The sequence below is a fragment of the Caballeronia sp. ATUFL_F2_KS9A genome, from assembly GCF_023630765.1.
Taxonomy (GTDB): domain Bacteria; phylum Pseudomonadota; class Gammaproteobacteria; order Burkholderiales; family Burkholderiaceae; genus Caballeronia; species Caballeronia zhejiangensis.
In genome coordinates this window covers 64,869-86,877 of sequence record NZ_JALQEK010000056.1, presented here as the reverse complement: position 1 = coordinate 86,877, position 22,009 = coordinate 64,869, and the positions used below count along the sequence as shown (strand labels likewise).

Annotated in this window: 21 protein-coding genes; 2 read left to right on the top strand and 19 right to left on the bottom strand. The window is 64.3% G+C overall.

The genetic code is table 11. The features are described from left to right. Positions 1 to 146: 146 nt before the first annotated feature. The 11 genes from NCS67_RS31410 to NCS67_RS31360 form a co-directional block, all read right to left on the bottom strand. Positions 147 to 1,139: a GlxA family transcriptional regulator gene (locus NCS67_RS31410; protein WP_008345598.1), complete on the bottom strand. Its 993-nt coding sequence runs from the start codon at positions 1,137 to 1,139 to the stop codon at positions 147 to 149. Then, a complete protein-coding gene (locus NCS67_RS31405) occupies positions 1,136 to 1,921 on the bottom strand; it encodes a CbtA family protein (RefSeq protein ID WP_250437898.1) in 786 nt (261 codons plus the stop codon). The genes NCS67_RS31410 and NCS67_RS31405 overlap by 4 nt, the downstream gene beginning before the upstream one ends. Before the next feature lie 13 nt (positions 1,922 to 1,934). Further along, complete coding sequence (locus NCS67_RS31400; RefSeq protein WP_008345603.1) at positions 1,935 to 2,144, bottom strand: CbtB domain-containing protein; 210 nt, start codon at positions 2,142 to 2,144, stop codon at positions 1,935 to 1,937. Positions 2,145 to 2,173: 29 nt separating this feature from the next. Further along, positions 2,174 to 2,509: a nitrile hydratase accessory protein gene (locus NCS67_RS31395; protein WP_061119069.1), complete on the bottom strand. Its 336-nt coding sequence runs from the start codon at positions 2,507 to 2,509 to the stop codon at positions 2,174 to 2,176. A gap of 10 nt (positions 2,510 to 2,519) precedes the next feature. Continuing rightward, positions 2,520 to 3,143, bottom strand: a complete 624-nt coding sequence (gene nthA, locus NCS67_RS31390; protein ID WP_250437897.1) for a nitrile hydratase subunit alpha — start codon at positions 3,141 to 3,143, stop codon at positions 2,520 to 2,522. A 31-nt stretch (positions 3,144 to 3,174) separates the two neighbouring features. After that, positions 3,175 to 3,918, bottom strand: coding sequence for a nitrile hydratase subunit beta (gene nthB / locus NCS67_RS31385; protein WP_175982133.1), 744 nt, complete (start codon positions 3,916 to 3,918; stop codon positions 3,175 to 3,177). A 28-nt stretch (positions 3,919 to 3,946) separates the two neighbouring features. After that, on the bottom strand, positions 3,947 to 4,450 hold the full coding sequence (locus NCS67_RS31380) for a DUF1097 domain-containing protein (protein ID WP_008345611.1): 504 nt from the start codon (positions 4,448 to 4,450) through the stop codon (positions 3,947 to 3,949). Between the two features lie 34 nt (positions 4,451 to 4,484). Beyond that, the gene (locus NCS67_RS31375; RefSeq protein ID WP_250437896.1) at positions 4,485 to 5,453 is read right to left on the bottom strand and encodes a CobW family GTP-binding protein; all 969 of its coding nucleotides are present in this window, start codon (positions 5,451 to 5,453) and stop codon (positions 4,485 to 4,487) included. Between the two features lie 379 nt (positions 5,454 to 5,832). After that, complete coding sequence (locus NCS67_RS31370) at positions 5,833 to 7,083, bottom strand: acetamidase/formamidase family protein (protein ID WP_008345615.1); 1,251 nt, start codon at positions 7,081 to 7,083, stop codon at positions 5,833 to 5,835. Between the two features lie 39 nt (positions 7,084 to 7,122). Continuing rightward, complete coding sequence (locus NCS67_RS31365) at positions 7,123 to 8,706, bottom strand: amino acid ABC transporter permease/ATP-binding protein (RefSeq protein ID WP_250437895.1); 1,584 nt, start codon at positions 8,704 to 8,706, stop codon at positions 7,123 to 7,125. An 18-nt stretch (positions 8,707 to 8,724) separates the two neighbouring features. Next, on the bottom strand, positions 8,725 to 9,606 hold the full coding sequence (locus NCS67_RS31360; protein WP_175982137.1) for an ABC transporter substrate-binding protein: 882 nt from the start codon (positions 9,604 to 9,606) through the stop codon (positions 8,725 to 8,727). Positions 9,607 to 9,896: 290 nt separating this feature from the next. On the opposite strand from NCS67_RS31360, the gene NCS67_RS31355 reads away from it, so the two are divergent. Next, entirely contained in the window at positions 9,897 to 12,254 is a 2,358-nt protein-coding gene (locus tag NCS67_RS31355) for an acetamidase/formamidase family protein (RefSeq protein WP_008345621.1), read from the top strand. A 42-nt stretch (positions 12,255 to 12,296) separates the two neighbouring features. Here the strand turns inward: NCS67_RS31355 and NCS67_RS31350 are convergent, their stop codons facing one another. Both NCS67_RS31350 and NCS67_RS31345 read right to left on the bottom strand, forming a co-directional pair. After that, positions 12,297 to 13,580, bottom strand: a complete 1,284-nt coding sequence (locus NCS67_RS31350; protein WP_250437894.1) for a sensor domain-containing diguanylate cyclase — start codon at positions 13,578 to 13,580, stop codon at positions 12,297 to 12,299. A gap of 204 nt (positions 13,581 to 13,784) precedes the next feature. Beyond that, positions 13,785 to 14,678: a LysR family transcriptional regulator gene (locus NCS67_RS31345; protein ID WP_250437893.1), complete on the bottom strand. Its 894-nt coding sequence runs from the start codon at positions 14,676 to 14,678 to the stop codon at positions 13,785 to 13,787. 115 nt (positions 14,679 to 14,793) lie between these two features. Between NCS67_RS31345 and NCS67_RS31340 the strand changes: the two genes are divergently transcribed. Beyond that, positions 14,794 to 15,678: an SDR family oxidoreductase gene (locus NCS67_RS31340; RefSeq protein ID WP_250437892.1), complete on the top strand. Its 885-nt coding sequence runs from the start codon at positions 14,794 to 14,796 to the stop codon at positions 15,676 to 15,678. 22 nt (positions 15,679 to 15,700) lie between these two features. Here the strand turns inward: NCS67_RS31340 and NCS67_RS31335 are convergent, their stop codons facing one another. The 6 genes from NCS67_RS31335 to NCS67_RS31310 form a co-directional block, all read right to left on the bottom strand. Next, positions 15,701 to 17,533: a sigma-54 interaction domain-containing protein gene (locus NCS67_RS31335; RefSeq protein ID WP_250437891.1), complete on the bottom strand. Its 1,833-nt coding sequence runs from the start codon at positions 17,531 to 17,533 to the stop codon at positions 15,701 to 15,703. A gap of 83 nt (positions 17,534 to 17,616) precedes the next feature. After that, a complete protein-coding gene (locus NCS67_RS31330; protein ID WP_008345630.1) occupies positions 17,617 to 18,750 on the bottom strand; it encodes a branched-chain amino acid ABC transporter substrate-binding protein in 1,134 nt (377 codons plus the stop codon). Beyond that, a complete protein-coding gene (locus tag NCS67_RS31325; protein ID WP_250437890.1) occupies positions 18,747 to 19,466 on the bottom strand; it encodes an HAD family hydrolase in 720 nt (239 codons plus the stop codon). Before NCS67_RS31325 ends, NCS67_RS31330 begins: the two co-directional genes overlap by 4 nt. Next, positions 19,463 to 20,233: an enoyl-CoA hydratase/isomerase family protein gene (locus tag NCS67_RS31320; protein ID WP_250437889.1), complete on the bottom strand. Its 771-nt coding sequence runs from the start codon at positions 20,231 to 20,233 to the stop codon at positions 19,463 to 19,465. Before NCS67_RS31320 ends, NCS67_RS31325 begins: the two co-directional genes overlap by 4 nt. After that, positions 20,230 to 21,579, bottom strand: coding sequence for a phenylacetate--CoA ligase family protein (locus NCS67_RS31315; RefSeq protein WP_250437888.1), 1,350 nt, complete (start codon positions 21,577 to 21,579; stop codon positions 20,230 to 20,232). Before NCS67_RS31315 ends, NCS67_RS31320 begins: the two co-directional genes overlap by 4 nt. A gap of 24 nt (positions 21,580 to 21,603) precedes the next feature. Then, complete coding sequence (locus NCS67_RS31310; protein WP_008345636.1) at positions 21,604 to 22,008, bottom strand: thioesterase family protein; 405 nt, start codon at positions 22,006 to 22,008, stop codon at positions 21,604 to 21,606. Position 22,009 lies beyond the last annotated feature (1 nt).

Below are 22,009 nucleotides of genomic sequence, written 5' to 3'. Positions count from 1 at the left end.
TCTATTACGCCTCTTACGGCTCGCCAAAATTAACCTTTAATTAAAGTCTTAGTGCGCCGCTTTAGCCCCGAAGAAGTGCATGGCCATGCACGCGTTTAGTGCCGGAAAAGTCACGCTCAGCGCATCATCCCGCGTGGCGAGTCTCTTCAGACCGCACTGAGCGACTCTTGCTTGTTCATCGATCTGAACCGGTTGCGGTAATCGACCGGACTGATCTGCAGACGGCGCAGGAAGGTGCGGCGGAATTTGTCGGTGTCCTCGAAGCCGCATCGGTGTGCGATGACTCTCAGCGGCAAGTCCGTGGCTTCCAGGTAGCGCCGCGCGGCATCGATGCGCGCATTGGCGAGGTAAGTCATCGGCGTGATGCCGCAATCCTTGGCGAAGATGCGCGAGAGATTGCGCGCGCTCATATGCACGCGTTCCGCGAGCGACGCGACCGTATGATCCACATGCAGGTTATCCAGCATGAATTGCTGGACTTCGATAGTCTGCGAACCCGGCGAAGCCTGCGTTTCCAGCAGCGGGCTGAACTGCGACTGCCCGCCCGAGCGCCGCAGATAGACGATCAGATACTTGGCGACATCGAGCGCCATTTGCCGGCCGAAGTCGTCTTCGATCATCGCGAGCGAGAGGTCGATGCCCGCCGTGACACCGGCCGTCGTGTAGATGCTGCCGTCGCGAACGAAGATATGATCCGGCTCGATGCGCGCCTTCGGAAAAGTGCTGGCGAGCCGGGGCACGTCCATCCAGTGAGTCGTCACCAGTTTGTTGTCGAGCAGCCCCGCCGAGCCGAGGGCGAACAACCCGTTGCAGATAGCGGACACGCGGCGGCACTGCCGATGCTGCGCGCGCAGCCAGTTGCTCAGCGCCGGATCGTCGAAGGCGTCGAAGATGCCGAGCCCGCCCGGCACGATGATGGTGTCGAACTCCGGGCACGGATCGAAGATCGTACGATCCGGCACGGTAGTCAGGCCGCTCGACGATTGCACCGTGCCCCGCGTCGTGCCGACCATCATCATTTCGTACTCGCACTCGCCTGAACTCAGCACCTTGACTTCGGCGAACGCATCCTTCGGCCCGGCGATGTCGAGCAGCTGAAATCCAGGAAAGACGAGCATTCCGACCTTGATGCGTTTCATCGCGGATATCCGGATCCTCTGAGAACAGACTTGCTCATGGGCATGCCTCGACGCACGCGCGCAGCGCCGGGCAACGCCATGCGCTCCGCCGCCACGCCGAACGCAGCGCCGATGACCGTCCAGATGATCGCCTGCATGCCGATCGACGCCACCCGGAATTGCCACAGCAACGTGGCGGGAAACTCGGCGGGCACTTCGTCGATAGCCGGCAACAGCGCGAGCATCGCGGCGGCCATGATCGCGAAAGCCAGCAGACCGGCGAGCGTCGCGTTCGCATCACCCCATTTGCGCGACAGGGCTTGGCGCAAAGCTATCGACAGCAGTGTAATGGCGACGGAAATCCCCATGCATAAAAAATAAAGCGCGGTGCGCACGCCGATGGTTTCCGCCGCGCCCACCGAAGGCGGATTCGCCGGATATTTCAGCGCCGGCAGCACCACCAGGGCGGCGAAAGCCGCGAGCGCAAGCCATGCTGCAAGCGGCCGCGCGCCCATGCTTCCCGCGCGTCCCCACGCATAGGCGAAGCACAACGCGAAGAGCCCACCGAATGCAGCGCCGTACGCGAGTACGCCCGTCAGCAAGCCCACGCCCGCTTGCGTTTCACGACTGACGATTTCAGGCTCGGGCGCATCGCCGGCGTGAGCGTGCTCGTGCGCTTCATGGGCCTCGAAAGCGATCGCGCGTTCGACTTGCGGCTCGCCCGCCACCCGCGCGAAGCAGAACGCCAGCAGTCCCGCGATGAGGCCCGCGAGCATGCCGCGCATCAACAGTTTGCCGACCATCGTCGTCTCCTCGTCAGTGGCAGGGGAAGCCCAACAGATGGCGTCCGTCATGCACGAACTCGTGAATGGCGGTGCCCTGAAAGACCGCGGTAGCACCCTGCTCCGCGCCGACGAAATACAGCGCCAGCAGCATCAGCAATCCGCCGAAGATCGTCCACGGCAGCAGTTCGCGCAGTGGAATCGGTTCGAACGTGTCAGTGGAATGCAGGACAGCTTGATTCATGAAGTACCTCCAAAAGAGTCGGAAAAATGTTAACGGCTGCGCGCCGCGACGATCGCTTCGATCTCGCGGCGCGACAGCACGCCGCTCGTCTCGACCACGTTCAGCAGCGCTTCGAGAAAACGCTCGTAGTAGTCCCAGCGCGGCTGATTCGCGCATTCGATTGCTTCCCACTTCGCGATGGACGCGATCAGGCTCTGGCGAAAGTCCTCCCACTCGAAACATCCCGCCTTCGATAGCGAGAGCGCGAGGCCGAACACATCGCGCTCCCAGCGATTGGTGAACAGCAGCTTGCCGTCGAGACGCGGCGGAGAATCTGGTGCGCCGAGCATCGACGCGGCAGCGTATTCTTCGAAACGCGTGAACATGGCACGTTCCTCAGGCTGCGGGCGCTTCGACGAGTGCGACGCCCATCATCGACTCGGGCGTAACGAGCGCGGCGAGTTCTTCCTCACTCAGATGCTCCGTGTTCGCGGGGCGCTCGGGCACCACGAACCAGCGAATCTGCGCGCTGCTGTCCCACACCTTCACCTCCTTCGTGGCGGGCACCTGTACGCCGAATTCCTGCAGGACGGCGCGCGGTTCGCGCACGCCGCGCGCGCGAAATACAGGGTCCTTGTACCAATACGGCGGCAGGCCGAGCACCGGCCACGGATAACACGAACACAGCGTGCAGATGATGAGGTTATGCACGTTCGCGTCGTTTGCGACCGCCGCCATATGCTCGCCTTCCGCGCCCGCCATGCCGAGCGGAAGCGAGAGTTCGGCGATCGCCTTCGGTGTGTCTTCGACGAGACGTCTCGCGTAGTCGGGATCGACCCATGCGCGCGCGACGATCTTCGCGCCGTTGAACGGGCCGGCCATCGTCTCGAAGTGCTTGAGCACGACATCGACGGAGTCGGTGGCAATCACGCCTTTTTCGATCAGCAAGGCTTCCAGCGCACGCACTTTGGCGGCGCTCGATGCTTCGCGGTCGCCGGTAAATTCGAAGAGTTGGCTCATGGGTTCGCTCGGGGTTGGCTTATGTTCGAGTTCAATCGGCGGCCTGCACGTAGGCTTCGTACAGGTCGGCGTAAATGGTCGTGTTCGGCTCGCTTTTGCCGGCGCCCCAGATCGACGCGGCGTCGAAGGCAACGCGATACACAGGCATCGGCGCGCCGATACCGTCCACGCCCGTCGAGACGAAATAGGAGAACGCGCCGGGATAGACGAGATCCACCACGCCGGTCTTGTTGCGCAAATACCCCGGCAAGCGCGTGTGGTCCACCGCTTCGGGATCGGCGATACGCACGGCATCGCCCGCTCGAAAGCGCGCCGCGCCGTCGAGCGCGTGATAGCCCGAGTCGCCGTGCTGCAGATAGGCGTCGATCTGCGCCGCGAGTTCGGCATTGGGGCGATCGGGTAAAGGCGCGTCCGGGTGCGCGCTGTAGTGGGCGGTTTTCTCAGCGAGTTCCTCCGCCGACACATACCCCTGATCGACGAAAAACTGCGCAATGCCGCCGAGCCATTTCTCGTAGTAGCGATACTTGAAGTACTCGAACGGCTGCATGTCTTCGGCGCCGGTGCGCAGCGAGGCCCAGGTCCAGTTGCTCTTGAAGGCGGTGGGCAGCGTATCGACCGGATAGCGATGCGGCGTGTCCGACAGATGCGCGCTCTCCGCCATCATCACCGTATGAATGCCGAAGATGCGCTTCTCCCACGGCTCGACGAATACGCGCTTTTCAGTGCTGACCGGCCCCAAATTTTCGATGCCGCCGAGATGATGTTGCAGCTTCATGTTGTGCTCCGCTTGAATGGAAACGGTCTTATCCGAGCCGATGCTCGCGTCTGAATTGCAGGGCTTCGCCGACCACTTCCGAGACGAAGCCGAACACTGCGCCGGTAACGAGCGCGGCGGCCGCGACCAGCGCAGGATTGCCGATGCCCGCCGTGGTGATCGCCTTGCCCGTTGCGACCATCGTGCCGACCGTCGAGGCGAAGCCCCAGACGATCGCGGGCAACACATCGAGCAATTTGATCTTCGACGCCTGAACCATCGCCGCGCTGCCGATGCCAACCAGCACGGCCACCGCGATCGCGCCGCCGCTCGTCGTCGCAATGCAGAGCAAGGTAAGCGAAGCGATGACGAGTCCCGTGAGATTCGACGCCACGCTCTTGACGAAGCCCGCGCGCCCGCCGCCGAGCACGAAGAACGACGCCCACGCGATGAACGTCACCCAAACCGGAACCGGAAAGATCGTGCCGGTGAGCCATGTATCGACGACCGCCAATACGCCGATGCTCACCGTGTATGCCTCTGGCTTTTTCATGCGTAGCTCCTTGAAGAAGAAATGAATGAAGGCTTCAGTTCATGCAACTCAGAAGGCCGTCGCGCATTCGCGCGGCGTCGATGTTGCGGCCGATCATCACGAAACGGCTCTCTCGTGTTTCGTCGCGCATCCACGCACGGCCGAACGTGGTGTCGAGCAACATATGCACGCTATGGAAATGCAGGCGTCGCGGTTCGTCGTGCATGTTGAGCACGCCTTTCATGCGCAGAAGTTGTGTGCCTTGCGTTTGCACGAGCTGATTGATCCAGCGGTTGAAACGCGTCGCATCGATGCCGCCGGGCACCACGATCGCGCACGATGCGATGCTGTCGTCGTGTTCGTGATCGTGGCCGTCTTCGTCGAGCAGATTCGGCTCGATGGCGAGCAGGTTGTCGACCGAAAAGCTCCGCGTGCCGAAAAGCGCATGGGCGTCGATCCTCGAACGCTGCGCGTACTCGATGCGTGCAGTGGGATTGAGCCGGCGAATCCCGGCGACGAGCGCATCGACGGCATCGGTCGAAACGAGATCGGTCTTGTTGATGACGATGCGGTCCGCGAACACCACTTGCTCCCGCGCGATGTCGTCATGTAGCTGGGATTGCGCGTGCATTGCATCGACCACGGCGACGACCGATTCCAGTTCCACGAGCTCGCGCACGTCGGGATCGGCGAGAAAGGTCTGCAGCACCGGCGCGGGATCGGCGAGGCCCGACGTTTCGATGATGAGACGCGCGAGGCGATCGCCGAAGCGTATCAACATGTCGCGCACGCTGGCGACGAGATCGGTGCGGACCGTGCAGCAGACGCAGCCGTTGTTGATCTCGATCACGGCGCGTTCATCGGCGACGATCAACTGGCCGTCTATACCGACTTCGCCGAATTCGTTCACGACGATGCCGATCTGCATCGGCCGCGTGGATTCGAGCAGGTGATTCACGAGCGTGGTCTTGCCGGCTCCAAGGAAACCGGTAATGACAGTGGCAGGCACTTTGGCGGGTCGCATGAGGGTTATCCTTCGCGTGCGTCGATTAGGAACGCCTACCCTTTAGCGGCTTCCGTTCCGATTTCCCGCGCTTGGCCGCCATCGGGCGATACTTGGCGCGGCGTGCATGAGCGCATGTCCGTTCTGTTCCGAAGCGACACGGACGGACAAAAACGCACGTAAGGCGACGAAACACATTGGTGCGCGACGCGCATCGCCGAAGTGCAGGCGATGCCCTCTTCTCGCCCGCCGATACGAACGGACGCGACCCGGCATTCCCTTGGCGAGGGTTTCGTGAACGTTATGGATGGATGGACAGGCCGCTCGCTTCAGTCATGCAAGCGATGCGCGCGTGCGCGCGGATTGACAGGCTATGGATCGATGTCTTGATTCGCGTCGATCAACGCTTCTTGTAGTTCTTGAACACTTCCTTGCGGATCGAACCGTGTACGCCCCAATTCGCGTCGACCACCTGCGTCACGCCGAAGTCCGCCGCTACCGACATCAGCGCAATGGCTTCGTCTTCGCTCAAGCCGTGCACCGTCATCAGCAAGCGGCGCAGCTTGCGAAAGGCATCGCGCATGGCTTTGTCGAGGCTCGCATGCTGCGCCACTTCCACTTGCGCGTTCGTCCCGAGTTCGGCCAGATAGTTGGGGAACGTGAAGCCGTACACCGACCATTGCTGATCCGTTTCGAGCAGCGGATGCGTGAGCCCTTCGAGGAGCGTGCCTTCGAGATCCGCTTTCTTGTGCAGGATGAATTCGAAGTCCCCCGTCAAGGATGTTTCAATAGCGGTGCCGCCCAGTTCGCTGTCGCCCTGCGCGGCATGCGGGTCGCCCACCGAGAAAAGCGCGCCTTCGACCGCCACCGGGTAATACATGGTCGCGCCCCGGCCGATGCGCCAGTCGTCGATGTTGCCGCCCGTGTAGCTCGGCGGAATCGAACTGACATAGTCCGCTTCGGCGGGCGCGACGCCCATGGTGCCGAAATGCAGTCGCGCCGGCACGCGGATATCCGGCAAGATGTTTTCGCGCTTCGTCACGAGCCGGTGATCCACCTGCACGCCGGGATAATCGATCGTCGCGTGCACGATGCCATCCGGGTCGGTCTGCGGCGTCCACACATAGTTGTAGACCGCGCGCGCATACGGCTCGCCGGAAGTATCGAGTTCGAAGATGGTCACCACTTCGCGCGGCTTCGGCTCCTCGATCAGATCGTGATACTGAAAGCCCCACGACGCGGCCACGTTCGAGCCGAAGCACTTGCCCGCATGACACGCGCTGCAACTCGGCCGCGGCCTGACGTCGAGGATGCGCACTTCGAGCACGTCCCCGGGTTCGGCGCCTTCGATTGCCACCGGACCGGTGAGCAGATGCACGCCCACGCCTTCGCCAGCGCCGAGGCGGAACGGTCCTTCGGTCGGACCCGCGCCGCGCCGCGAAACGGCCTTGTGCTCGCGCGTCCATTCGAACACGCTCTGCGCGCCCGGATCGCCCGCGATCATGCGCTCGTGGTCGTCGTTCGCGTGATGCGTCAGCGTTTCGATGGTGGCGCGGTCGCCCGACTTGAGCGTGAGGCGCGGTTCTACCCGTTTGCTGAAGTATCCCCAATGCACGGTGGATGATGAAACGGGCAGCGTGTAATGCTTCATTGATTCGTCCTCGGCGAGTGGCTGTGTTATCGATGCGATTCAGTGCACGGTTTCGAGCGTGCTCCCCGCGCCCATCACGTTGAGAAAGCGCGCCGTCAACGGATGATGCGGCCGCGTCAAGACCTGATGCGCGGGTCCGTCCTCCACGACGCGCCCGCCGCTCAGGAACACGACGCGGTCGGCCACTTCATCGGCGAAGCGCAACTGATGCGTCGAAATGATCATCGTCAGGCCATCGTCGAGCGCGAGGCGGCGGATCACTTCGAGCACTTCGCCCACGAGTTCCGGATCGAGCGCGGAAGTCGGCTCGTCGAGCAGCAGCACGCGCGGATTCGGCGCGAGCGCACGCGCAATCGCCACGCGTTGTTGCTGGCCGCCCGACAGATGACGCGGCAACGCATCGGCGCGATGCGCGAGGCCCACGCGTTCGAGCAGGGCATCCGCGCGTCGGTTGGCATCGGCGAGCGTCGCGCCGTGCACCCAGACGAGCGGCAATGCAATGTTCTCGCGCGCCGTCAGATGGCCGAAAAGATTGAACTGCTGGAACACCATGGCGACGCCGAGACTCGCGCGCTCCTTCGCAAGCTCGCGCGGATTCATGCGCCGCCCGTCGTCACGAAAGCCCAGGCGCCGTCCGCCCACGCGTATCTCGCCTTGTTCCCACTGTTCCAGATGATTGATGCAGCGAAGCAGCGTGCTCTTGCCCGAGCCGCTCGGTCCGAGCAACGCGACGACTTCGCCCGAGCGGATGTCGAGATCGAAGCCATTGAGCACCGGCTGCTCGCCGTAGCGCTTGTGTACGCCATTGATCTGCACGGCGGTGCCGTTGCGAGACAGCGCGTCGTAGCGGCGTGCGCGGTCGCCGGGTGTCACGCGAGCCGGGACGAAGACCGGCGGCAGATCGGTCGGGCCTGCGGGCTTCGTCGATACGGGCGTGCTCCGGCGTCGTCCCCAGAAGCCGCCGCGCGAGCTGGCGCGGTCCAGATCGAGCGCGCGTTCGATCATCAGCTGAATGGCGGCGATCGCGCCCGTCAGACACAAATACAAGAGACCCGACGCAAAGAAGATCGAAAAGAAGTCGAACGTCGACGAAGCAAGCTGCGTGCTGCGCAAGGTCAGCTCGCCCACCGAGATGACCGAAGCCAGCGAAGAGTTCTTCAACGCGCTGACGGTTTCGTTTCCGAGCGCGGGAATCATCGAGCGAAGGGCCTGCGGCGCGATGATCCGGCGCATCAGCACGGAAGGCGTCATGCCGAGCGCCTGCCCCGCGAGCGTCTGTCCGCGATCCACGCCGAGCACGCCGGAGCGGAATATCTCCGCGATGAACGGCGCTTCGTTCGCGGCGAGCGCGAGGCCCGCCGCGCCGATGGCGCTCAGCTTGATGCCGATATGCGGCAGGGCGTCGTAGGCGAACACGAGTTGCAGAATCAGCGGCGTGCCGCGAAAAATCACCGTATAGCCGCGCGCGATGGCCGCGAGCGGTCCGATTCGGCTCAGTTGCATGGCGGCAAGGACGAGTCCCAGCACGAGCCCGCCCGCGAGTCCGAGCAAGGTGACGGTGATCGTGAAGCGGATGCCGTCGAGCAGATAAGGCAGGCCGAGATAGTGAAGGAACAGGTCCATATGCCGATGCTTCCGCGCTTACTTGGCAACGACGAGTTGCGGCGTCGCGAGATTCTCGACGCCGAGGCCCCACTTCTTCAGCAGTTCGGACTGCGCGCCGCTCTTCTGAATGGCGACGAGCGCGGCCATCACGGCATCGCGGAAATCGGGCTTGTCCTTCGGCACGCCGATGCCCACGAAGTACGGCAAGGTCACGGCGGTCGCTTTCTCCAGCTTGTCCGGATACGCCTTCACCGCCTGGTCGACCGTGTTCACGTCGTTGATGTACGTATCCGCGCGGCCCGCGAGAATGGCCTGGATGCAGTTGGCGTTGTTGTCGTAGAGCTGCACGGTGGCTTCGGGCTTGCCGGCCGCCTTGCATTGCGGCGCCAGTGCCTGAATCAGCGGCACTTCCACATAGCCCGTGTTTTCGGCGGCGGTCGTGCCGCACATCGACGTGTTGATGCCGGTGATCTTCTTCGGATTGCCCTTGGCGACGAGTACGCCGTCGAACACCTTCGAGTACGTGATGAAGTCGGCGGCCTTGGCGCGCTCCTCGGTCGCGTAGATATCGGAGATGACGATATCGGCCTGACCGCTCTGCAAGGTCGTGAGCAGCGCGGCGAAGGTCACGGGCTTGTAGGCCATCGTGAAGCCGAGGCATTGCGCGATCAACTCGCCCAGATCGATATCGAAGCCGATGTACTTGCTCGGATCGTTCGGGTCGAGCGCTTCATAGCCCGGCGTATGCGGATTGATCGCATTGGTGAGTGTCTTGCCCTTGAACTGCGGGTACTTCGCCTGCAACGCGCTGCATTCGGCGGGCGCGGCGGCGTGCGCCTGTCCCGCGAAGGCGAACAACACCGCGCACAGCGCGCCAAGTCCTGCGCGAGATAAACGGCCCACGAGATTCCTTTGCATCGATACGCTCCTGACGGCTGATGACGATTGACTTGCGATGCCCAGAGCGTAGGCGACCGAAATCCCGCGAACTTGACTGGCTGCGCACAACTGCTGGTATTGGCGTGCACGCTCGTCCAAGAACGCATGAGGCCGCGCGTCGGGTGATGCGCGCAAGTGCAGACGTGCGCCGCGATGGCGCATGTATGCACTGTCTTCGATACGCGATGCACCCGCCGCCGTAAGCATCGCGATGGCGCGAAGGTTGCTTTTGAAAAGCGCTTGCTGCTTCGCCTATCGTGGAGTTTTCGTTGAACCTGTCGCGCTTCACCACCGAGTCGTATCCCGAGTTCGAGCGCCGGCATGAATGGAACGCGGCGCTCGCACGTCTCGGATGGCGCGGCAAGATCGAAGGCGGCGAACGCGGTTTGCACGGCACGCTGACATCGCGCGTATCGGCGGGCGGGATCGAGTTCACGACCATCGCCTCGGCCGCGCAGACGCTGCAGATGAGCGCGGATCACGCGGACAGTCTCATGCTCGCGCTGCTGATCGATGGCGACGCCACGCTCGTCGCCGATGGTCTGCGCGAGCGCGTGAGCCCGCATGACATCGTCTATGCCGCGCCGGGCCAGAGCGCGTCGCTGGTTTTCGCGGGACGCTTTCGCGCGTTCATCGTGCGGGCGCCCAGGAGCGCCATCAACGCGCGTCTCATTTCGCCGCTCTCGCTGCGCGTGGCCTTGTTGCCGGGCGCGACGGGCATCGGCCACATCTTCTCGGGCTTTCTGCGTTCGGTCGTGGAAAGCCTCGAAACGCTGAGCGCGGAGGAGTTGCGTCCCACCGAACTCGCGCTCGCCGAAATGCTCGTGGCCTGTCTCGCCGGACAGGAACGCAAAGGTTCGTTCAACGGGCTGACGCCGCCGCAGTCGGCGTTGTTCGCGCGACTGTGCCGCTTCATCGAAACGCATCTCGCCGATTCGACCCTGAGCGTGGCCTCGCTCGCCAAAGACGAACGCGTGTCGCCGCGTTACGTGCAGAAGCTGTTCGAACTCGCCGGACAGAGTTTCTCGACGTATGTGCGCTCGCGCCGCCTCGAACGCTGCCGCGCGGAACTGGCCGATCCGCTCTCGGAGAAAGTCTCCATATCCGACATCTGCTTTCGCTGGGGCTTCAACGATCCGGCCCACTTCAGCCGCGTGTTCCGCGAGCGTTATGGCGCATCGCCGCGCACGTTCCGGCACGAAGCGAACCTGGAACTCGCGCGCCATCTCGTGCATTCGCTATCGCGCGGGCTGCCGGTGAACGCCGCGAGTCTGATCGCGCAGGCGCGCAGTGAAGAGACGGGCGACACGCTCGTCGCCGTGCGCGACGAAAGCGATGCCGTGCAAGCGCGGCCCGCGCGGACGGGCGGCAGGCCGCGGCATCATTTGCTGCGCGCAACGGCGAACACGGTGCACTGGGGCTATTTCAGCCACGATCTCAAGCCCGTGCTCGAAGTCGCGAGCGGCGATACGGTGACGGTCGAAGCGCTCACGCAGCATGCGTCGGATGACTGGGACCGCATGATCGCGGGCGATCCCGGCGCGGAGAGCGTGTTCCACTGGACAGCCGAACGCAAGAACGTGGACCGTCGCGGCGCGGGCCCGATGAACGCCTCCATCTATGGACGCGGCGCGGGCGAAGGCTTCGGCGTGCATATCTGCACCGGGCCGATTGCGGTGACAGGCGCGGAACCGGGCGATGTCCTGGAAGTGCGCATCGTCGATATTCATCCTCGCCGCTGCCGGAACCCGAAGTTCCACGGCCGCGCGTTCGGCAGCAACGTCGCGGCGTGGTGGGGCTTTCATTATCGCGAGCTGCTCACCGAACCGAAGCCGCGCGAAGTCGTGACCATCTACGAGATCCACACGGACGAAGCGCGCGACGACAGCGCCTATGCGCGCGCCGTCTACAACTACCGCTGGACGCCGCAGCGCGATCCTTTCGGCGTGCTGCATCCGATCATCGATTATCCGGGCGTGCCGGTGGATCACGCGAGCGTCGTCGAGAATCACGACGTGCTGAAGAACGTGACCATTCCCGTGCGACCGCACTTCGGCGTGATCGGCGTGGCGCCGCAGCAGAACGGTCTGATCGATTCGATTCCGCCTTCGGCCTTCGGCGGCAATCTCGACAACTGGCGCGTCGGTCCCGGTGCGAGCGTGTTTCTGCCGGTCGGCGTGGCCGGGGCGCTCTTGTCGATCGGCGACCCGCACGCGTCGCAAGGCGATTCCGAGTTGTGCGGCACGGCCATCGAATGCTCGCTCACCGGCGACTTCGAACTGATCCTGCACAAGAAGCACACGCTTGCCTCGCAGTCGTTCGCGGACCTCACGTATCCGCTCGTCGAAACCGCCGATGAATGGGTGCTGCACGGCTTCAGCCATCCCGACTATCTGGCCGAGTTCGGCACCAGCGCGCAAAGCGAGGTCTATCAGAAGTCCACGCTGGATCAGGCCATGCGCGATGCCTTCATCAAGACGCGGCGGTTTCTGATGTCCACCAAGGGACTCACCGAAGACGAAGCCATCTCGCTGATGTCGGTGGCGGTGGACTTCGGCGTCACGCAAGTCGTCGATGGCAACTGGGGCGTGCACGCGATCATCCGCAAGGCGTTGTTCACGGATTGAGCGCGGTCCCGCGCTTCGTGCAGGCCGGGCTTCTGCCCGCGTTCATCTGACCTCTACACGGTTACGCCCCGCCGCCTTCGCGTGATACAACGCCCGGTCCGCGCGGCGCATGAGCGCATCCACGTCGCGCTCGCCGGGCTCGCGTGTCACCACGCCGATGCTCACGGTGAAAGGAATCGCCTTGACGCGCCAGACATGCTCGACATCCTGCCGCTCCAGACGCTGGCGCAAGGCGTCCGCGATCCGCGGCGCGGCACTCGCGTCCGCGCCCGGCAGCGCCGCGACGAACTCCTCGCCGCCCCAGCGCGCGAACAGCATGGATTCGAGCGGGATCGACTTTCCGACATTCGCGAGCACGCGCAGCACTTCATCGCCGATATCGTGGCCGTAGTTATCGTTGATCGCCTTGAAGAAATCGATGTCGAGAATGAAGACGGACAGGATCTCGTCGGTCGCGAGCAGCTTTTCGACGAAGTCGATGAACTCGCGTCGGTTCGGCAGACCGGTGAGCGCATCGGTGACGGCCTGTTGCTTCAGCAGTTCCATGAGCCGCGCGCGCTCGGTGATGTCGCGAATGACCGCGGTGAACTCGACCACGCCGCCCACGTCGATCTTGGAGATGGCGATTTCCACCGGAATGATGGTGCCGTCGCGATGCCGCCCGAAAACGCTGTTGCTTTCGTCCATGCGCGGCGCGGTCATCGCGCGCAGGTTCGTCATCGGCGAATTCGCGAACTGCCGCACGTTGTCCGCGTGATGCGCACGCGCGCGCTCCGGCAGCAACATCTCGATGCGCCTCCCGAGCGCTTCTGCCGATGTGTAGCCGAACAGATTTTCGGCGGCCCGATTGAACAGCGTGATCTCGTGCCGCTCGTCGATGCTCACGATCGCGTCGTACGCCGAGTCCACGACCGCGCGAAAGCGCGACGCGTCGAATTCGACTTCGCGCGGGAGCGGCTTCTTCGGCGTATCGTCGATGCACGAAATCATGACTTCGTGCACGGCTTCAAGCGCGCCCGGCCCCCTGAGCGGTTCGAGCGTGAGACGCCACGAACGCGCGCCGTCGATGAATCGATGCGTGTGCGTCTGGCCGTCGAAGCACGCCTTCAACTTTTCGATGAGGATCGGATGCGCCTCGGCCGGCATCATGGCATCGACCGCGAGGGGAAGTGCGGGCGTGTCCGCTCGCGAGGCGTCCGTCATGCGCATGAACGCGTCGTTGCAGGTGCTGACGATCAGACCGCCGCGCGCATCGCGGCCCACGATAGCCACGCCGATCGTTGCGCCTTCCGTAATCTCCCGCGATGTGTTGGGCAACCCCGACATACTCCTATCCTGCCGCGCCGTCGTCCGGCACCGATAATCATCCACTTGCGTCGCTGACGCCACCATGCGTTTGTTATCGGCAGCGTGGGCAAAGGCTTGAGGGCGAAGCGTCCGAGCGCGATTCACCGCAGCGCAGCTTGTTGCGGCCGGCTCGAAGACGAACGCAACGGCGAGACCCTCGTATCAGCGCATCGGCTGACGCTCCTACCCGTCGATCAACGCCGCCAATTCCTCCGGAGCGCCGGAGGGAAACGATGCTTTGAGGTGATTCAGGAAAGCGGACACGCGCGCGCTCAGAAAGCGCCTTGAAGGGTAAAGCGCCCACAGCGCGATGTCGGACCCGTCCAGCTGGCCCCACTGTGAAAGTCGACCGGCGGCGATATCGCGGCTGACGAGCGACAGCGGCAGGCACGCGATCCCAACGCCAAGCCGGACCGTGTCGCGCACCATGACGAGCGATGACAGTCTGGCGAATGGCTCGACGAATATGCGCTTTCTCCCCTCGGCGCCGGTGACATCCCAGAACGACGTTTGATCGGCCGCTCCACGGATGACTGCCGGCACGCGCGCTTTTCCCTCGGGCGGCTCCAGTCCGGGCTTCGCCACGACGACGAGCCGGTCGTGCAGGATGATCCGTCCAACCAGATTCTCGTCGGGAGCCGGGTTGACCCGTATAACCAGGTCATAACCTTCTTCGATCATGTCGACCGGGCGATCTTCCGTCGTGACTTCCAATCGAACCTCCGGCCACTTCAGCGCGAACGAGGCGACCAGTTTTCCCATGGCGATTTGCGAGAAAAGCGCGGGTGCGCTGATTCGCAAGCGGCCGCGAGGCTGCTCGCTGCTCGATGCTATCGCTGCGGCACTGGCGCTGAGCTCGGCGAGAAGCGCACCGGTGCGCTCATAGAGTGCCAGTCCTTCCTGCGTGAGCTTTACGCCTCGCGGTCCCCGTTCGAGAAGCCGGATTTGAAGGTCGCTTTCGAGTTCGCTCACCCTTCGCGAAAGCGTCGCCTTCGGACGACCCGCGGCGCGAGCCGCCTCGCCGAAGCTTCCGTAACGAGCGACGAGGTTGAAATCAGCAAGTGCAAGAAGATCCATTCGCGCTATTCCAGCGTTCCATTGGTGAGACACGTCGTCTCTTTATAGCATCTTCCGGACCAGATTTGGATCACGTACCTTTGAGCCATCCCAACCACGCTCAAGGAGCAACACCATGACTATTCTCGTTACCGGCGCCACCGGCCGTGTCGGCCGCCAGGTCGTCGACCAGCTCGTGCGTCGCAATGCCGACGTGCGCGTACTCGTGCGGGATCCGTCGAAGGCCGACTTTCCCAGCGCCGTGAGTGTCGTGCAGGGCGAAATGCTCGACATCGACTCACTTCGCCGCGCGTTCGCCGGCGTGCGCACATTGTTCTTGCTCAACGCGGTCTCGGGCGATGAATTCACGCAGGCGCTGATCGCGCTGAATATCGCCCGCGAGTCCGGCGTCGAACGCGTCGTGTATCTGTCGGTGATGCACGCAGAGCGCTTCGTCAATGTGCCGCATTTCGCCGTCAAGTCCGGTGCGGAGCATATGATCGAGGCGATGGGCTTCAGCGCCACTATCCTGCGGCCCGCGTACTTCATGGATAACGAACTGATGATCAAGGACGTGGTCATCGAGCACGGCGTCTACCCGATGCCTATCGGAACGAAGGGCGTCGCAATGGTGAACACCCGCGACATTGCGGAGGTCGCGGCCCTCGAACTGATCCGTCGGGACGAGGCGGCCGCTCACCTTCCACTGGAGGTCATCAACCTTGTCGGGCCTGACACGCTGACCGGCCCCCAACTCGCCGCCATCTGGACCGACGTGCTCGGTCGTCCCGTTGGCTACGGTGGCGACGACCCGACTGGCTTCGAGCAGAATCTGGCGAGCTTCATGCCAAAGTGGATGGCGTACGAGATGCGCCTGATGGCCGAGCGTTACGTCAGCGACGGGATGGTGCCCGAACTCGGCGATGCCGAGCGCCTTGTCGGCATTTTGGGCCGTCCCCTGCACGCCTATCGCGACTTCGCGGCCGATCTGGCAGAGGGGCAATCGCAGCGCACCATTTGATTGCCGTGAAAAGCCCGCTCGCTCAGTCCAGTTGACGAATCGACCGTTCGACGCGAATGCCGTGCCGCTTCATCTTTGCGTAGAGCGCGGGCTTCGACACTTGCAGGAGCTTCGCGCAATGCGTCACATTGAGGTGGCACGCCTTCAACGCACTTTCGATGGCGAGGCGCTCCGCCTCCTTCAGCGACACCGGCTCGCCATGATGCTCGGCCGACCCATCGCGCGCCGGCGAAACCGATGCGCCGCCCAAAAACGCCGATACATCCGCGACAGGCTCGCCTTCGTTGAAGTTGACGATCTTCTCGACGAGATTCTCGATTTCGCGCACATTGCCCGGCCAGTCATGCGCTTCGAGTTGCCGCAGTGCCCGCTCCGCGATCTCGGGCCTCGGCTTGCGCATGCGCGCGCAATATCGATCGAGGAAGAACGCGGCCATCGCGCGAATGTCCTCGCGACGCTCGCGCAGCGGCGCGATCATAATCTCGATGACGTTGCAGCGATAGTACAGATCCTCGCGAAACGTCTTCGCGAGCACCATCGAAGCGAGATCGCGATTGCTCGCGCAGATGATGCGCACGTCGACGGGAATGCCGCGCGTGTCGCCGATGCGCGTGACTTCGCGCTCCTGCAGCACGCGCAAGAGTTTCGCCTGCACGTCGATGGGCAACTCCGAGATTTCGTCGAGGAACACCGTGCCGCCGTCCGCCGATTCGAACTTGCCCGGACGGCCTTCCCGCGCCGCCCCGGTAAAGCTGCCGGGCGCGTGGCCGAAGAGCTCGCTTTCGATCAGCGCATGGGGCAGCGCCGCGCAATTGATCGCGATGAACGGCAGCGCGGCGCGCGCGCTCGCATTGTGGATCGCCTGCGCGAACACTTCCTTGCCGACGCCGCTTTCGCCGGACAACAACACGTTCGACGCGCCGCGCGCCGCCTTCTTCGCTGCATCGACCGCGCGCTTGAGGCCCGCGTTGGAGCCGATCACGTTGTCGAAGGTAAAGCGCGCGTGATTGCCCGCGTAGCGCCCCGCCATCTTGCGCACGCGCCGCATCTCGCGAAACGTGTTCACCACCGACACGACTTCGCCGCAACGATTCTTGATCGGGATAGCGGTATCGAGCAGGTGCAAGTGGCGCGCGGGCGAATCGATGATGAGCTCGCGATCGACGTAACCCACACCTGTCCGATAGATCGGCCCGACGATCGGCTCGAAATCGATCACTTCGTTGAGCGTCTTGCCGATGCTCGTCCGCGGATCGATGCCCAGAATGCGTCCCGCGACCGAATTGACGTGGCGCAACACTTGGCCCTGTCCGATGACCATCAGCCCATCGCCGATATGATCGATGATCGCGCGCTGTTCCTCAACGAGCGTGTCGTAGGCGGCCAGGTCGAACGCGCTTTGCAGCAGCACGTCGAGCGTCGCGCCGAGCAGCGTGATCCAGGGCGCGGGGGTCGCTTCATTCGTCGCTTCATTCGCCGCTTCATCCGCCGCCTTCCGCCAGCGCAACGCGACGAGAAAAACCCGGCGGCCATGCGCATCGACACGCAGCGCGAACGCCTGCGCGATCGATGCATCGGCGTCCTGCAGCGCCAGCGTCACGCAGCGGCCGTCCGATGAAACGGTGGCGGCTTCGGCGAGCGCGGCGAGCCCCGCCGAAGGACAGCGCGCGAGGAAGGCATCGAGCGCGGCGTCGCCAATGTGCGCGAGCGGTTCGAGCACATGGCCACTGCGATCGAGCGTGAAGATGCACGCGCCGGCCTCGCGCGCGGCCAGGCGGCGCGCATCGCGCCATCTGGGCGACGCGAGCGCGCTCTCGAGTGTGGCGATGCTGGGATCGAGCGCGACGGTGGCCATATCTACCTGCGATGCGGTGGGTCAACGGCTTCGAATGTAACAGGACAAAATCCCGCCGCCCCGCGCATCGCGGCATCGCGCGCTCAGTCCTTCTGTGCGATCGCCGTGAGCGCCCCGCTGTTCAGCCGGTACACCGTGACAGGCGCATCGATCCAGTCGCCGTTGGAATCGAACTTGACGGGGCCCAGAATGCTGTCGAACGACTGATCGCGCAGCGCCTTCACGAATACCTCCGGTTTCGCCGATCCCGCCTTGCGCATCGCATCCGCGACGACGAGCGTCGCCGCATAGAACGCGGGCGCGTAGGTATCGACATCGGCGCTGAACGCATTCCTGAACTTCGCGCGGAAGGTCTTGCCCTCGGGCAGCGTGTCGAGCGGCGCGCCGCCTTGCGCGCAGAACATGCGCTTGTCCGCGACGCCCGCCGAGAGCTTGTCGAATTCGGGCGAACAGATGCCGTCGCCGCCGACGAGCGTCGCGCTCAGGCCGAGCTCGCTCATTTGCCGCGCGAGCGTCGCGGCCTGCGCGTAATAGCCGCCGTAGAACACGACCTGCGGATTGCGCGATTTGATCTGCGTGAGAATGGCCTTGAAGTCGGTCGCCTTGTCGGTGCTGTACTCGCGCGCGACGATCTGCAAGCCTTCCTTCTGCGCTGTCTTGATGAACACGTCCGCGACGCCCGTGCCGTAGGCGGTGCGGTCGTCGATGACGGCGGCGCGTTGCGCGCCCAGCACCTTCGACGCATAGACCGCCATGCGCCCGCCCATCACGTTGTCGTTGGTGGCGAGGCGGAACACGTACGGATAGCCGAGATGCGTGAGATCCGGGTTCGAAGAGGCGCCCGTCATCATCACGACTTTGGCGTCGTTGTAAATGCGCGCCGCCGGAATGCTCACGCCCGAGTTGTAATGGCCGATGACCGCCGACACGCCATCGTCGACGAGCTTCTGAGCGACGTTCACGCCGACCTTCGGATCGCCCTGATCGTCCATCGAAATCAGCTCGAATTTCACCGGCTTGCCGGCGATTGCGAAGCCCTTCGCGTTCAATTCGTCGATGGCGAGCCGCACGCCCCGCTCGTCGTCCTTGCCGCTCGACGCCGCACTGCCGGTCAGCGGGCCGGCCACGCCGATCTTCACGACTTCCTGCGCATGCGCCGCGCCGCATAGCATCGCCGCGCATGCAATGAACGTGATTGCCGTCTTCATCGGTTTCATCGTGGTTCTCCCGTCGCAGTGAGTGTCAGATTCTCAAGAAGGTCCCGTACCGGCGACAAGGTGTCGAACTCGAAATCCGGGCGCGGCTGCCACGCGCCGAGCGTGTCCGCGCCGCGATTGATCCATGCGACCGCCATGCCGAGCGGCTTCGCGCCGTCGATGTCGGCCCAGCTCGCGAGCGAGCAGTGCAACACGTCATGCGCCGGCAGCGCGAGGCGGTCGAGCGCCAGCCTGAAGATCGCCTCGGACGGCTTGTACGCCTGCGCCATCTCGGCCGTCGTCACATGCTCGAAGTAGCGGGTGAGCTGCGTGCGCCGCCACAGGTCGCTGTCCATGTTGGTGATCGGCATCAGCGGATAGCGCGACGCCGCCCAGTCGAGAAACGGCTCGGCGTCCTCATGCGCGGGCGACGCCTCGACGAGATGCGCGAGAAACAGGTCGGTCAGCTCGTCCAGCGCGTGGCCCTTGCGCGCGCCGGGCCAGCGCGCATCGAGCACGGCGGCGAGCGCCTCGCCCGCCACGTCGCGGTAACGCGCATACGCCTGCCCGCGATACAGCCGCACATTGCGAATATCCCAGTCGAGATAGATGTCGAACATCGCGTCGCCGGTCTCGATCGACAGACGCCGCAACACTTCCGCGATGCCGAGCGTGCCGCCGCGATCCACATCGACGAGCGTGCCGAAGTAATCGAACGTCAGGGCTTTGGGGTTCATTGCGCGCGCTCCTTCCTCGTGGCGAACTGCTTGACGCGTTCGGCGGCGTCGGGATCGGCGAAGGCGTCGATCGTCGCGTCGAACTCGAGTTCGAGACTCCGTGCGAGCGATTCGCTCAATTGCGTGGTGACGAGGCGCTTCAGCCGCGCGATGGATCCCGGCGATTGCTCCGCGATGCGCGAGGCCAGCGCGATCGACGTATCGAGCATGGCGTCGCGTGGCACGACGCGATTGACGAGTCCCATCGACATCAGCGATTGCGCGCTTTGCCGCTCGCCGAGCAGCCACAATTCCATTGCGCGTTGATAGCCGAGCGCCTGCGGCAGCAAATGCGTGACGCCGCCCGTGACGAACTGGCCCCACGCCATCTCCGGAAAGAACGCGACGAGATCGTCGGACGCCACGACCATGTCGCAATTGAGCATCCATTCGAAGCCGCCGCCGACGGCAAAGCCATGCACCGCGCCGACGACGGGCTTCGCGTTGAACATCAGATCGCGCGTGATGCGCTGAATGCGCTCGATATGCAGACGAATGCTTGCGTCAGTCGCGCTCTGCTCGCCGAACTCCTTGAGATCGTCGCCCGCGCAGAACGCGCGGCCCGCGCCCGTCAGCACGATGACGCGGCACGAGGCGTCGTCGTTCGCTTCTTGCAGCGCCTCGTGCAGATCGTCGAGCAGCGCGCCGCCGATCGCGTTCATGCGCTCCGGGCGGTCGAGCGTCACCACCCGAAGCGGTCCTTCCGTGCGTGTCCTGACGTAGCTCATGCGGGCTCCCTGTCGATCCAGCGTGTCTTGCCTTCGGTGCGCGGAAAGTGCTCGAACGGGACGATGGTCACAGCCGCGCTCGCGCCGATGCGTTCGCGCACGGCCGCCTCGATGCGCGCGGCGGCATCGTTCCAGCGTGCGACGGGCAAGCCGTTCGCGGCCTCGACCGTCATCGCGATGCGGTCGTATGGCCCCGGCCCTTTCAGCACGATGCGAAACATGCCCGACGCCCATTGCGGCAACGCCTCGACCGCGAGCCGCACCGCGCCCGGGAACACGTTGACGCCACGCACGTTGAACATGTCGTCGGTGCGGCCCGTCACGCGAAAGCGCCAGGCGCTGCGGCCATCGGGGCCGGCGTCGGTGGCCGTCACCGTGACGACGTCGCGCGTGCGATAACGCACGAGCGGCTGGCACTGCTTGCGCAGATGCGTGCAGACGAGTTCGCCCGTCGTGCCGGCTTCGATCGGCAGACGCGCGAGCGTGTGCGGATCGATGATCTCGGCGAACACCACGTCCGCCGCGTGATACAGCAGATCGGTCGTCCAGTCCGTTTGCCCGCCGAGAATGCTCAGCACTTCCGAAAGGCCGAAGTTCGCATTGCGCACCGCGAAGCCCCACTTCTCCTCCATCGCGGCGCGCAACTCCGGATTGTCGAGACCGGCCTCGCCGCCGAAAAGCCCGAGCTTCAGCCCGAGATCGCGCGGCGCGGGGCCGCCGGTCTCGTGCAGCACCTGCTCGATCAGCGCCGGATAAGACGGCGTGCACGAAATCGCGTCGATGCCGAGATTCAGGATCGAATCGATCAGAAGCCGCGTGTTGCCGACGCCGAACGGCACGACGGTCGCGCCGGCGGCTTCGAGAATCGTGTGATCGGTGAAGCCGCCCGTCCACATGCAGTAGTTGAGGCAGTGCACGACGCGATGCTCCGGGCGCAGTCCCGCCGCCCACATCGAGCGCGCGCCGACGCGGGCGATATCCGCGGCATCGCGCGCGCTGTTGGCGAGGATCAGCGGCCGTCCCGTCGTCCCCGACGTACGATGCAGCCGCGCGATGCCGCTCTCCGTGCACGCGACGTAATCGCCATACGGCGACGCGTTCTCCTGGCTTACGCGCAAGTCGTCCTTCTCGGTGAAGGGCATGTCCTGCAGCGTGTCGAGCGTGATGTCGTCGCGGCCGGCCCAGCGCTCGAGCTTCGTGCGATAGAACGCGGACATCGCGCGCAGATACGGCCAGTGAGACGCCCATAACGCATCCTGATGACGCCGCACTTCGTCGAGCGGGAGCGTCTCGAACGCTTCGTCGAAGTAGACGCCGTGCGCCGGCGAGTGAACTGCTACGTTCATGTGTGGTCCTTTGTCGTGTTGGCGTTATTCGGCGCGGCGGCGTTTGGCGGCGCGTGCTTCGATCGCGGACCGCTCGACGATCGCCCGCGCGTGGCTCGCGGTGCCGATCGGCCCGCCCGCATCGGTGGCGACGATGTCGAACCAGTACAGCGCGCCGTCGATGTCGCGGAAGGTCGCGGTCGCGGATACTTCGGCGCCGAGCGGCGTCGGCGCGAGATGGTTGAGATGCGTCGTCACGCCGACGGACAGTTGCCCGTCGCCGATGGCGTCGCGCAGCACATCGGCAGAAGCGCGCTCGATCAGCGACAGGAGCGCGGGCGTGGACAGCACGTCGGGGTAGCGCTCGTCCGCGTCGCGCGCGTGGGCGGATGCGAGATCCGCGGATGTGACGGTGTGGGTGAGCGTGGCGGCTCGGCCTCGTTCGATCATG